This window comes from Salinisphaera sp. S4-8 (assembly GCF_040361235.1).
Lineage (GTDB): Bacteria > Pseudomonadota > Gammaproteobacteria > Nevskiales > Salinisphaeraceae > Salinisphaera.
In genome coordinates this window covers 168,410-180,916 of sequence record NZ_APNF01000006.1, presented here as the reverse complement: position 1 = coordinate 180,916, position 12,507 = coordinate 168,410, and the positions used below count along the sequence as shown (strand labels likewise).

The window sequence follows — 12,507 nt, the reverse complement described above, 5'->3', positions numbered from 1 at the left end:
GATAATTATACGCGTTCAGGCCGCGATCGCCAGTCGCTGCGGCACAATTCGCCGCGCATCAGACACAGCAGGCAGATCATCGGCGCGTCGCCATCGTGTTCAAGCAGACAGACGGGCGGCGCTACGTTCGTGCCCGTCCAGGGTCTTGCCCAGGAAGTGGCGCGCATAGCGCGGCGTCAGCCGGTTGAGATCCAGATGCATGAAAACATCGGCCACGTTGAAATCCGGGTCGTAGCATGGCGGGCCGCCCACGCAGGCGCCTACGCGCAGGTAGGCCTTGATCAACGGCGGCAGGCGCACGGCCCGATCGAGCGGCACGTCCGCCGACGGCAAGGCCAGGCGCGGACGTACGCAACGGTGCGCCTCGGCCGGCTGACGGGCCCAGATCTGGCGATAGGTCGCATGCGCAAACGCTAGGCCGTCGCGCAGGTCGATACTCGCACAGCCAATCAGATGATCGTAACGATCGGCACGAATCAGATCCGCAATACCCGCCCATAACACTGCCATCGCCGGGCTGCGCCGATAGGCCGCATCCACACAGGTACGCCCGATTTCCAGAAAACGCCCCGGACAGGCCAGGACCGCGTCCAGATCGAACTCGCTGGCGGAATAGAAGCCGCCGGCCGCCTGCGCGGCTTCGTGGGTGAGAATGCGCGTACTGGCCACGGCGCGGTCGTCGCGGCGATCGCGTACAACCAGATGCAGGCAATAGGCGTCCATGGCATCGGCTTCGAGCCCGGCCCCGGCCAGCGCGGCCGTGGCGCCCATTTCTTCGACGAATACGCGATAGCGCAGGGCCAGGCTGTCGTCGATCTGCGCCTGGCTGCGGGCAAAGCTGTAGTAGAAACGGGCAGGCCGCGTTTCGGGCGTTGGCTGGGTCGTGGTTGCGTTCATGGCGAACATCTCGATCGCGAATCAACGCCAGCGATTGTCGACCGGCCATGTGATAGCGACATGACCACGCGATGACGCGCCGATGACCGCGACGTACGTCACCGCCCTGTCATGTCACGCGGTTATCAATAGCCGGATGTCCGATTCCTCCGTTATCGCCGATACCCGCTTGCTTCTGCGACTGTGGTTGAGCAAGCCACGCCAGATCGCGACCTGGACGCCCACCGGCCCGGCCGTGGCGCGTGGCTTTGTCGATGCACTGGCCGCGGCCCCGCAGTCGGGCCACATCGTGGAACTGGGCGCGGGTACCGGCCCGATCACGAGCGCGATGCTCAACGCCGGCATCGATCGCAACCGGCTATGCGTGGTCGAATACGACCGCGAGCTGGTCGCCCTGCTGCATACACGGTTCGGCCAGGCCGGCATCGTGCAGGGCGACGCGCGCGCGCTGCCCGAGCTGTTCGCGGCCCAGGGTGTAGAGCGCATCGCCGCGGTCGTATCCACCCTGCCGATCCTGCATTTCTCCCGGGCCGATCAAAAACGCGTGCTCGATGCCTGTTTCGAACGCGGTGTGCCGGGGGCAGCATTCACCCAGATCACCTATCTGCCCGGCTCGCCGGTTCGCCAGCGCGCGCTGGCCCGCTGGGGCTATCGCGCCACGCGGCTTCGTCATATCGCACGCAACTGGCCGCCCGCCATGCTCTGGCAATACCGGCCCGACACCACGGCCTGAAAAAGCGCTGCACGATCGTTCAAGATCACGGCGCCGCGCAGCGTCAGGCTTAGCGCCCGAACATACCCATACGGGCAAGGCCGCAACGCCGTGGAAATCGCCATCTATACCTTCTGTGTGATGTATTCGCCGGGACCGGTAAATCTGCTTGCCTTCAATGCCGGCCTGCGCGTGCATCCGTGGCGCCTGGCCGGCTATTGCGTGGGCGTGGGCACGGCCATGTTCAGCGTGTTCCTCGTGCTCGGTTACCTGGGTGCGGCGGTGGTACGCAGTGCCCTGCTGCCCTATTTCGCCGCCGCTGGCAGCGCCTACATCCTGTATCTGGCCTATCACCTGTTTGCCGCGCGTACCGATTGGCATCAGCAGACGCCCGCGCCCACGCGCATGCGCTTTCACCAGGGGTATCTGTTGCAACTGCTCAACCCCAAGGGCTGGGTACTGGTATTGCCGGTGACGACCGTCATGTTCCCGGCCGCGGGACTGTCCGGCTACCAGATTCCGGTCTGCGCGCTGCTGATCTCGCTGGGCGCAATCGGCGCGCCGGGCAGTTATGCCGTGCTCGGCCGTATGGCCGGGCGTCGTATCGGCAACGCCCGTACCTCGGCTTTCGTGAACAAGGCGATGGCCCTGGTACTGGTGGCCGTGGCGGTGTCCATCGTCTACGATTTCTTCATCGCAGGCACACACGCGGCATGATTACGCCCATCAACGACAACGACTGGTTCATCCATTCGCGTACACCGCGCATGGAACGCCTGGAAGCCTATTTCGGCGGCCATGCCTACGATCCGCATCGCCACGATACCTATGCCGTCGGCGTAACCCTGGCCGGGGTCCAGAGCTTTCACTACCGCGGCGCCCACCGGCACAGCCTGCCCGGACGGACCATCGTGATTCACCCGGACGAAATCCACGACGGCCATGCCGGCGCGGCAGGCGGCTTTCGTTATCGCATGATCTATATCCCGCCGCATGTCTTTCAGGATATTCTGCGCGGCCAGCCATTGCCGTTTCTACCGGGCGGGATCACCACCGATCCGCGCATGGCGCAAAGCGTTGTGCGGCTACTTCGCCATATCGATAGCCCGCCCGAGGCGCTGGAAGAAGACGACGCCCTGTTCGAACTGGCGATGGCGATGAACGCGGTTACCGGTCACCGGCCGCCCCCGCGGCGTTTCGATTACCCGGCCGCGCAACGCGCGCGTGCCTTCATCGACGAATCCCCCAGCGCAACGATCACGCTGGCCCAGCTTGAAGCGGTAAGCGGCCAGAACCGCTGGCGTCTATCGCGGGATTTTCGGGTGCTGTTCGGCACCAGTCCCTATCGCTATCTGACCATGCGTCGGCTCGAACGCTTCAAGTGCTATGTGCAGGCCGGTCACACACTCGCCCAGGCCGCGGTCGATGCCGGTTTTGCCGATCAAAGCCATATGAACCGCCAATTCGCCGATGCCCACGGCATGCCGCCCGGGCGCTGGTTCAAACTCACACGCCAGTCCGCAGACACCTGAGCGCGCACCGGCCGCTAGCGCAGCGCGGCTTCGCTGTATTCGAGAATGCTTGGAATAACGAGCGCTTCTTCGTCGTCCAGATGACGGTCGAGCAACCCGTGCAGCCGCTCGGCGCGATCGCTATAGGCATCGGCGCTATAGAGCGGCGCATCGCCACCGCGCTCGATATCGCGCAACAAAGCCTGCGCACTCTCGACGACGGTCAGCACCTGGGCATGGATGATTTCATGATCGTTCTCGAGCAGATCGAAGCCAGCAACCAGGCGATTGTCCAGCGCCCGAAACCGCGGAAAATAATGCAGATCCTCGATACGGTGGTGGCCTTCCAGGTGCTGCAGATAGTCGCGCAGCTGACCCGCGAACACACGCCCGAAGGTGGCGATATCAATTCGCGCTTCGCGAAAATCCCGAGTCGTTTCGGCCAACACCCGCCCCTGGCCACGCAGGCCGGCGTGCACCTGTAACCAGAACGCGGCCAGTTCGCCGTAGTTACGGTGCGCTGGCCATTGCGCGGGCGGATACCGGTGTCGCAGCACCATCAGATCGGCCGGTGGTGCCTGCCGCTTGTCCAGGCGCAACTCGTCGGAAATGCTTTGCATGGCCGACAGAATAACGCGATCGGCGGCGCTGGGCGCGCGTCGCCGAACACGCGCCCAGCGCTTATCCGGGTTCAGCGCGCCGGCGAGGCCACCTGCGCATCGGGCAGATCGACGATCGGCAGGCCGACCTGGCCTTGGACATCGATCACGCCCGGAATGGTCGAAAAACTCGCCACGTATTGCGGATGAAAACCATAGATCATCAGGCCGATTTCGTCGCCAACCTGCAGCGGCCGACTGAGGCCATTGAGTTCGACGCGCTGCTCGCCAGTGCCGCGCACCGGGCGCACCTGCTTGTTGACCAGTTCCGCGCTTTCGTTGGCATCGCGACGCACGCCGATCCCCAGAAACGCCACCGGCGCGACGCCACCACCGGTGATCTGAATATCGGCGACCGGGATACCAACCAGTGCCTGGCCGGCACGCTCCACGGTTGTCAGCGGCACGAAGGTGCCACCACTAAGCAGCTCGTCGATCTGGTCGGCAGGCAGCGCGTTGATCAATTGCGCCAGCACGAAGCTCGGCGTGGCATCCGTGGGTACCCCAGCCTGCGGATTGAGCAGCGTGTCGACGATATCGGTGGCGTTATCGACGGTGACGGCCAGCGCATCGACCAGATCGTCCACGGTATGGGTGCGCAACAAATCCAATAGCAGGCTCAAGCCGCCGGTCGTTGCTTGTGCGCTCACCGAATACCCGTTGCCGGTAGCCGGGTCGGCGACGGGCAACGTATTCAGCGCCACGCCCTGGTTGTCGGTCACGGTCACGCAATTGCTCGGAATCGGCTGCGGTAACGGCGTGCCGCGCAGCTTCCAATTCAGGTAATCGAGTTCGAGCGTGGCCGTATCGAAGGTCTGGCGGCCACAGTGCAGCGTCGCTTCGGTGCTGTAGGCGACGCGGTCCTGGGATTGGAGGCTTTGCAGCACCGGCAGGGTATGCCCGAAACGCATGCCCACGAAATGGACCTCGTTACCCGCCGCGCGCAGACATTGCGCATTCGCCCAGCCCTCGTTGAGGGTGAACAGCGTATCGGCCACGCCCTGGATAATCAGCGCATCCACCTGGGCCGGTACCCGACCGCTCGCGCTCGGCCCGAGTTCGCCACCCGCGGATTCGCGGCTTTCGCAAAACGAGCGCGGGCTGTTGTTATAAAGCTTGTCGCGTACGTCGGCGGAAAAACCGCGCTGCGTCAGCGGCGCCGCGAGACCTTCGACAAGCGCCTGGTAGAGCAAGGGGTCGAGACGCACCTGCGATGTCGGAATGCCGAGGGCGACCAGCAGCACGCCCCAATCCGACTTGATCACGTCGCCGGGGCTGAGGCTGTAGAGCAGGTCATACCAGCCGACGGTGGGTACGATCGCGTCGAAGCGCGGATCGACCGCGGCACCGACCAACTGGAAGCCACCGCCATAGGAGAGCCCCAGTGCGCCCACAGCGAGGTCGCCGTCCCGATAACCCAGATGGCCACGATTGTCCATCTGCTGTTCGGCCCAGTTGAGGATCGCCTTGATGTCTTCGCCTTCGAAGTCCGGGTCGATCACTTCCACCTGACCTTCGGATTGCCCGAAGCCGCGTTCGTCGAAGCTGATGACGAAATAGCCCGCGGCCGCAGCCCGACGGGCGGCCTCGGCCGAGGGCAACGTGCCACCGGTGAGCGTTTCGTAGAGGGTGTTCTGATCGCGGCCGCGCAGGCGCGTACCGCCAAAGCCGTGGCTATGCAGGATCAGGGGCGCGGCCTCGCCCGGCGCCAGAGCGGGCTGCAGCACGGTAATCGCGATGTCGGTGCCGTCTTTGGGGTTGGTCACCACCGCGTTGTAATCGCGCGCCACAACCGCATTGGACGCGTCGCCGCCCGGCGTGAGCGTCGAGCCGGGCGTGGCGCCCGGCGTATCGCCGCCGTCCGGCGTCGACCCGGATTGCGACTGGCTGTCCGTGCCCAGATTCACCGCGTCGGAGTCGTCGTTACAGGCCGCCAAGCCCAACAGGCTCAGTGCCAGCACGGCCACTCCCAACACGCGGCTCGCCCGTCGAAAACTGTATTGCTGCAACATGTCACTCCTCCCCACCAAGACGCTGTTTTGTTCTACGAGAATCAATATATCGGAAAACTTCTATTTTTATAGTTCGACGCGGCTTCGGCACGAAAACACAGCTGGCACATCGATTGCCGCGGCCAATATATTGCGGCGCAATCGAAACCATCCTGCTATGCTTGACGGTCGGGTCGGGGGAACACCTTGGGCATGCCACAAACGCAGATCGCCGCCGGCGTACAGTCAGCGTCCTTGTCGGAGTCGTGGGCGTTATGGCTCAAGCTCGTGAGTGCCGGCGCCACGGTCGCCCTGACCTCGGTGCTGGTGGTACTCACGCTCTCCCTGTACACCCGGCGCGATCAGTACACGCCGAGCGCGGTGCATTTCACCCTGGCCAATCTGGCCACCGCGGGTTATGTGGTCAGTGACACGAGCGTGCACCTGGGCATCGCGCTGGCCAATACCGGGCTCATCGAGATCGCCTACCGGGTCGCCTTGTGCGTACTGCCTTTGGCATTGGCGGCCTATATCTGTGTCTATTGGTGTCTGACCTGTGCCGGGTGGCCCTCGCGGCGCCGTCTCGGTATCACCTACGGGCTGGGCTTGTTTGCCATGGCCCTGCCCTGGATCGATAGTCCGTATATGGTCGTGGCAAACACGCGCCTGCGCTTTTCGGACTCGAATGTCTTTCTGGATTACGGCGCGGCGGCCGGGCCGTTCTTCGCGCTCTGCCTTGGCGTGTTCGCCTACGTGAGCTATCGCGTATTGCGGCTGGCCGCGATCCAAAACAGCGCCCATATCTCATTATTGACCGGCTTCGGTTTGACGATCTTCGTGCTGTGCGGGCTACTCGATGCGAGCCGCGAACTCGGGCATTCGATTCTGCCGGTCGACACGCTCGCCCTTTCCTGCGTGCTGTTTCAGACGCTCGCGCTCGCGGTGATGGTCCGCCATTATTCACTGACCCTGGACGAGCGACGCGCCCACAACGCCCAGCTTGAGCACGCAACCGATCGTGCCAATCGCGATGCCCTGTCGGGACTCTACAACCGCGGTTTTTTCGAGGAATACATGAAACGCCCGGGTGTCGCTGCGCGTGGCGGGCTGCTGTTCGTGGATATCGACCATTTCAAGACGATCAACGACGACTATGGCCATGCCACCGGTGACCGGCTCATCCAGCAGCTGGCGACCTGCCTGTGCGAGGCCACGCGCGAGCACGATATCGTATGTCGCTGGGGTGGCGACGAATTCGTGATTCTGTTGGAACTCAGCGGCGATTGCGAAACCGCCAAACCGGCGATCGAGCGTCTGGTCCGCGCGCTGGATCAGGCAAGTGTCGATGGCCCCGATGGCCTGACGCTCAGCGCCAGCATGGGCTATGCCGAGTTCGACCACGGCCAGTGGCAAGAAGCCCTGCAACGCGCCGACGCCGCGCTCTACGAAGCCAAGCGCGGCGGTCGCAAACGGGTTCGCATCGCGGGCTGAACCGCCGCTGCCGCCCCGCATGCCCACATCCAGCTGCGCGGGCCCCGACACACCACGCAGCTGGCCCGGTGCACGCTACCACACCGAAGACGAGCGCATTCAGCGGCCGCGATCGCGCCCTGGCGCATGCGCCTACCTCCCGCCGCCATGCCAACAGCGCGCCCCCGACGCTCGGCCGCAGGCTGGCCTCTGGCATTCGCGCAGCGGCCCGACAGGCTGGCCGCCCGGGAAACGGGCGGGCATACTCCGAGTTGACGGTAACAACAATTTCTAATGGCAAACGAGGGGAACGTCGGCCGTGATCGTCACGAGGGGACACTGTGCCCGGCCACTCCAGCTGTCCGCCTGGACCGAGCCGCACCTGCGCAAGGCAAAGGCACCTCGGCCGCAAGCCGTTTTCGCAGCCGGGAACGGCTCTGCGCGCGCCCGGGCCTACGCGTGAACAGCGTCACTGAGCCTGACGAAGCCCTGTCCTTTCATCGGCATCGGCGCGCGCTGATGCAGGTGCTGCTGATCTTTACCGCCCTGTTCGGCGTGATGTTCGTCGCCCTGAATTTCTTCGCCGGCAAATATTTGCTCATGGCTGTCGAAATTGCGGTCACGGCCTTTGCCCTTTCCCTACTACCGGTCGTCCGACGTACGCCGTATCTGCAACGCTGGTCGATCGGTTATCTGTTCGTGCTGTATAGCGGTGTGAGCTATGCGCTGATCGCGCCCGATACATCGGTCACGGTATTCGGCTGGGTTTTGCTCATGCCCGTCGTCGCCCATCTGTTGATCGGACGGTTGTGGGGCGGATTGCTGTGTGCGGTGTTCGTGCCGCTGGCCGGGGCGGTGTTCATCTGGCGCTTCGGCACCGATCCGATATTCGCCAACCCGGGCTCGATCGCGAATATGGTCACGATCACATCCTGTAGTTATCTGTTGTCCTATGTCTACGAAGGCAGCCGTACCGAGGCCGAACGCCGCCTGCGGCGCATGGCCGCCACCGATGCGCTGACCGGCCTGGCCAATCGCACCCGCCTGGAACAGATATACACTCGCCACCTGAAAGCGAGGCGGCTGCCGCTTGCCCTGCTCATGATCGATCTCGACCATTTCAAACGCATCAACGACAACCACGGCCACCGCGCCGGCGATGCCGCGTTGCGCGCCGTGGCCAGAATAATGAGCCGACAGATACGCGATAGTGATTTCCTCTGTCGCCTGGGCGGTGAAGAGTTCTGTGTGTTGTTGCCCGAGGCGGATCTGTTCGCGGCACATCAGCTGGCCGAACGCATGCGCGACGCGATCGAAGCGCTGGAGTGCCACGATCGCGAAGCGATCCTGCGCCTGACGGTCAGTATCGGTATCGCGGTCGCCGAAGACATGGCCATATCGCTGGATACACTGCTGCACACAGCCGACGAGAATCTCTATCGCGCCAAACTCGGCGGGCGCAACCAGGTGATTGGTTGAACCGCGCATATCGAGCCGGCACAGCGCGACCTGCGCTCGAGCGGCTGCGGCTTGCGAACAGACGGCCAGCGACGTAGAAATAGCCCGCCCACTTGTCAGCGACCCGGTGCCTGTCCATGAGCCGTAATATCGAAATCGACACCGCCGATGGCTGTATCGACGCCCACGTATTTACGCCTGCCCCAGCAGGTCGTCCCTTGCCTGCGGTTATCATGCTCACCGATATCGGCGGGCTGCGCCCCTGCTACCACGAAAAAGCCCAGATCGTGGCCGATGCCGGCTATGCAGTACTCATGCCCAATATCTACTACCGTGACGCGCAGGGCGCGGTCGTGCCCGAGGGCAAGTCCTTTCGCGACGAAGACGTACGCCCGACGCTGTTCGACTATGCCGGGCATCTCACGCCGCACGCCCAACGTCGCGATTTCCAGGCCTGGATCGACACCATCGACGCGCAGCCCGAGTTCGATAGCGCTGCCATCGGCGTAGTCGGTTATTGCATGACCGGCGCATTCGCGCTGCGTATGGCGGCATGGCAGGCGGAACGTATTGCAGCGGCCGCCGGTTTTCATTCGGCAAACCTGGCCAAGGCCGACGACCCGGACAGCCCGGTGCATGAGGTCGAGTCGATACGCGCGCAGGTGTATCTGGGCCATGCCGATGGCGATACGCTGCTGCCGCCCGAGCAAATCGCGCGCGTGGATGAGGCGCTGGCGAAAGCGGGCGTGCATTTTTGCACCGAACTCTACAAGGGCGCGGGCCACGGCTACACCGCCAAGGACGCGCCGGTCTACGATGCCCGGGCCGACGCCCGCCACTACCGGCGGCTGCTCACGCTGTTCGAAGAAGCGCTCCAACCGCGTGCGACGGGGTAGTCGCGATCGGCATCAACGACCGATGCTGGCCGGCATCGTCTTCGCGAACGGATCGGCGCGTACGTAAGCCTCGAAGGGCCCGGCGGCAAGCGCTTCGCTGAACAGGAACCCCTGTTGCTGCACGCAGGCGCCGGCCAGCAGGAAATCGCGGGTGGCCACGCTCTCCACGCCTTCAGCGACGACCTCCATGCCCATGGCCTGCGCCAGCGTGATGATCGTATGCACGATGGCGGCATCGTGCGCATCGGTAAGTGCTTCGCCGACGAAGCGCCGATCGATCTTGAGCTGGTGCAGGGGCAAATTCTTGAGGTAATAAAGCGATGAATAGCCGGTGCCGAAGTCGTCGAGGGCGAAGCGAACGCCCCTTACGGCCAGTTCGGCCATGGTCGCACGTGCGCGCTCGATGCTATCGAGCAATACGCTTTCCGTAAGCTCGATCACCAGCCGCCGCGGGTCAATTGCAAACCGTGCCATGGCGCTTGTGATATCGCGGGCGAAACCCGGGTGGTGAAACTGGCTGGCACTGACGTTGACCGCGATCGAGACCGACGACATCACCGGACTTTCGCTCCATTCGCGAAGGCGGCGACAGGCCTGCTCGATTACCTGGCGGCCGAGCGGCACGATCAACCCGCAGGCCTCGGCCACGGGAATGAAATCGCCCGGATAGACCACACCGCGGCGCGGGTGATGCCAGCGCAGCAAGGCCTCGGCCTTCACCGAGTTGGCCGCCAGGTCCAGCTGCGGCTGGTAATAAAGCACGAATTCGTCGTTCTCGATGCCCTGCTGAATTTCCTGCTCGATCGCCACGCGGTTATCGATTGCGTGCTGCATTTGCGGTTCATACAGGCACAGGCCGTCACCGCCTTTGGCCTTGGCGCGATACATCGCCACGTCGGCCTGCTGGAGCAAGGTGGCCGCCTCAGAGTCGTTATCACCAAAAATCACCCCGCCGATACTGCAGCTCGCACGGCGTTGCTCGATGGTACTGAGCACGAACGGCTCAAGCAGCGCGGTACGCACGATGCCGGCAATCTCGGCCGCCGAAGCCGCGGCCGCGTCGCGATCGGTACCCAGATCCTCCAGCACCACCACGAATTCGTCGCCACCAAAACGGGCGACCGTGTCGTCCTCATGCAAACAATCGCACAGGCGTCGCGCGGCCTCCACGAGCATTTCGTCTCCGACCTGGTGCCCCTGGGTATCGTTGACCGATTTGAAATCGTCGAGGTCAAGAAACAGCACGGCGCCGAACCGGCCCTGACGGCGCGCATGCACCACCGCATGCGCGAGCCGATCGTCGAGCAAGCGGCGATTGGGAAGATGGGTCAACGAATCGTAATACGCCAGAAACTCGACCTGCGCTTCGGTGCGCTTGCGGTCGGTGATATCGGCGATCACACCGAACGCCACCGCCGGATCGCCCTGGATATCGTCTTCGAAACCGCCCTGGATGGATATCCAGCGAATATCGCCGTCGCTACGCTGGATACGACAATCGAACGCCCAGCGTTGGTGGGCTTGTGTGGCCTGTTTGAACGTGCGATGGACCCGCTCGCGATCGGCTGGAATCACATGGGCGAGAAACTTTTCATAGGTCCAACGCGGGCGCGTGTGTTCGTAGCCGAAGATACGGTCGTGAAGGTCGGTACGCCACGCCTCGCCGGTGCGCAGATTCAAACCCCAGGCCCCCAACTGGCCCACATCAAGCGCGATCTCGAGCTGCTCCGAGTAGGCGCTCGTCGCGATGCGATCGCCAAACCCGCGTACGGTAATAACGACCACAGCCCCGGATCGACGGCGATTGCCCGCATCAACGGCCTGCAAAGCAATGAAAACCGGAACCTTGCGGCGTTTGCCGGCCGGCCCGACGCTGTGCAGGTACGTCGCCAACGGCCCGCGCCCGTGTCCGAGACGAGCGCGCACGCCCAATGCGTCGACGCCCGTGTCCAGGAAACGCGACAACGGCTGACCGACGATATCGCGGGCCCGCTGTTTGCCCACGAGCCGTGCGAGCGCCACGTTGGCCTGCACGATGCGCTGGCGGGCATCGATCACACAGATGCCGCGCCGGCTTGAACTTCCTACCATTGCGCCCCGCTCCCTCGTGCCCGTTCCACCTGAATGCCCACACCGCGCGACGCCATGATTTGCCAGCGATGCCTGTAACCGAACATGTCGCGCTCGGGCCACGTCATACGATGTGGCGCGCGACCGACGGCGCATGCCAGCGCTGTTCCATGTTGTTGAATCGGCGGCAGTGCGGCGGACTTGAATGTGATTCATTGTGCACAATGTATAGTCTGGAACTCACAATCAGGAATATCCCATGGCCCTGGATAAAGTTCTCTATCGCGCACAAGCCACGGCGACAGGCGGTCGGGACGGGCACGCGAGCAGTGCCGACGGCCAGATCGACCTGAAACTGGCCACGCCAAAGGCACTGGGTGGCGCCGGTGGCGAAGGCACCAATCCCGAACAGCTGTTCGCGGCGGGCTATTCCGCCTGTTTCATCGGTGCCATGACGGTGGTCGCCGGCAAGCAGAAGATTTCATTGCCGAAGGACACGCAGGTCACCGGTGAGGTGGGCATCGGCCCCTCGGGCGAGGCATTCGGGATCGAAGTCACGCTCAACGTATCGCTGCCGGGTATGGACAAGGTCGAAGCCGACAAGCTCGTCGAAGCCGCCCACCAGGTCTGCCCGTATTCGAATGCCACCCGCGGCAATATCGATGTCACTCTGAACGTGCAGGTATAGCGACATAGGGCCACTGCCCGAGCCCGAGACCATCGTCACGGGTTCGGGCAGAGCCCGCGAAAAATGCGCGTCTATTGTGTGTTGTGTCTATTCGCGCGATCATTACATTCGTATCAGTGAATTCGACAGGTTAGGTCTGCTTCTTTGACGTTGTG

The 12,507-nt window shown here is 63.6% G+C and carries 11 protein-coding genes; 7 read left to right on the top strand and 4 right to left on the bottom strand.

Features of this window, described 5'->3' with window-relative positions; all coding sequences use genetic code 11:
• Positions 1 to 99: 99 nt before the first annotated feature.
• Positions 100 to 897: a GNAT family N-acetyltransferase gene (locus tag S4A8_RS11140; RefSeq protein ID WP_353175923.1), complete on the bottom strand. Its 798-nt coding sequence runs from the start codon at positions 895 to 897 to the stop codon at positions 100 to 102.
• 136 nt (positions 898 to 1,033) lie between these two features.
• Here S4A8_RS11140 and S4A8_RS11135 point away from each other — a divergent pair, with 136 nt between their 5' ends.
• The 3 genes from S4A8_RS11135 to S4A8_RS11125 all read left to right on the top strand — a co-directional run bounded on the left by S4A8_RS11135 (position 1,034) and on the right by S4A8_RS11125 (position 3,141).
• Positions 1,034 to 1,630, top strand: a complete 597-nt coding sequence (locus tag S4A8_RS11135; RefSeq protein WP_353175924.1) for a class I SAM-dependent methyltransferase — start codon at positions 1,034 to 1,036, stop codon at positions 1,628 to 1,630.
• 90 nt (positions 1,631 to 1,720) lie between these two features.
• Positions 1,721 to 2,326: a LysE family translocator gene (locus S4A8_RS11130; protein ID WP_353220196.1), complete on the top strand. Its 606-nt coding sequence runs from the start codon at positions 1,721 to 1,723 to the stop codon at positions 2,324 to 2,326.
• Positions 2,323 to 3,141 (top strand): AraC family transcriptional regulator, encoded by an 819-nt coding sequence (locus tag S4A8_RS11125; protein ID WP_353220195.1) that lies wholly within the window; start codon positions 2,323 to 2,325, stop codon positions 3,139 to 3,141. Before S4A8_RS11130 ends, S4A8_RS11125 begins: the two co-directional genes overlap by 4 nt.
• Before the next feature lie 14 nt (positions 3,142 to 3,155).
• Here the strand turns inward: S4A8_RS11125 and S4A8_RS11120 are convergent, their stop codons facing one another.
• Both S4A8_RS11120 and S4A8_RS11115 read right to left on the bottom strand, forming a co-directional pair.
• Positions 3,156 to 3,740, bottom strand: coding sequence for a hemerythrin domain-containing protein (locus S4A8_RS11120; protein WP_353220194.1), 585 nt, complete (start codon positions 3,738 to 3,740; stop codon positions 3,156 to 3,158).
• A gap of 71 nt (positions 3,741 to 3,811) precedes the next feature.
• Complete coding sequence (locus tag S4A8_RS11115) at positions 3,812 to 5,791, bottom strand: CocE/NonD family hydrolase (RefSeq protein ID WP_353220193.1); 1,980 nt, start codon at positions 5,789 to 5,791, stop codon at positions 3,812 to 3,814.
• Positions 5,792 to 5,983: 192 nt separating this feature from the next.
• On the opposite strand from S4A8_RS11115, the gene S4A8_RS11110 reads away from it, so the two are divergent.
• From S4A8_RS11110 to S4A8_RS11100, 3 genes are all read left to right on the top strand, one after another.
• A complete protein-coding gene (locus S4A8_RS11110) occupies positions 5,984 to 7,261 on the top strand; it encodes a GGDEF domain-containing protein (RefSeq protein WP_353220192.1) in 1,278 nt (425 codons plus the stop codon).
• A gap of 438 nt (positions 7,262 to 7,699) precedes the next feature.
• Positions 7,700 to 8,719, top strand: coding sequence for a GGDEF domain-containing protein (locus S4A8_RS11105; protein ID WP_353220191.1), 1,020 nt, complete (start codon positions 7,700 to 7,702; stop codon positions 8,717 to 8,719).
• Positions 8,720 to 8,835: 116 nt separating this feature from the next.
• A complete protein-coding gene (locus S4A8_RS11100) occupies positions 8,836 to 9,594 on the top strand; it encodes a dienelactone hydrolase family protein (protein WP_353220190.1) in 759 nt (252 codons plus the stop codon).
• A gap of 12 nt (positions 9,595 to 9,606) precedes the next feature.
• On the opposite strand, the gene S4A8_RS11095 is transcribed toward S4A8_RS11100, so the two are convergent.
• Positions 9,607 to 11,685 (bottom strand): putative bifunctional diguanylate cyclase/phosphodiesterase, encoded by a 2,079-nt coding sequence (locus tag S4A8_RS11095; protein WP_353220189.1) that lies wholly within the window; start codon positions 11,683 to 11,685, stop codon positions 9,607 to 9,609.
• A 238-nt stretch (positions 11,686 to 11,923) separates the two neighbouring features.
• Here S4A8_RS11095 and S4A8_RS11090 point away from each other — a divergent pair, with 238 nt between their 5' ends.
• Positions 11,924 to 12,352, top strand: a complete 429-nt coding sequence (locus tag S4A8_RS11090) for an organic hydroperoxide resistance protein (protein ID WP_353220188.1) — start codon at positions 11,924 to 11,926, stop codon at positions 12,350 to 12,352.
• The last annotated feature ends 155 nt before the right edge of the window (positions 12,353 to 12,507 follow it).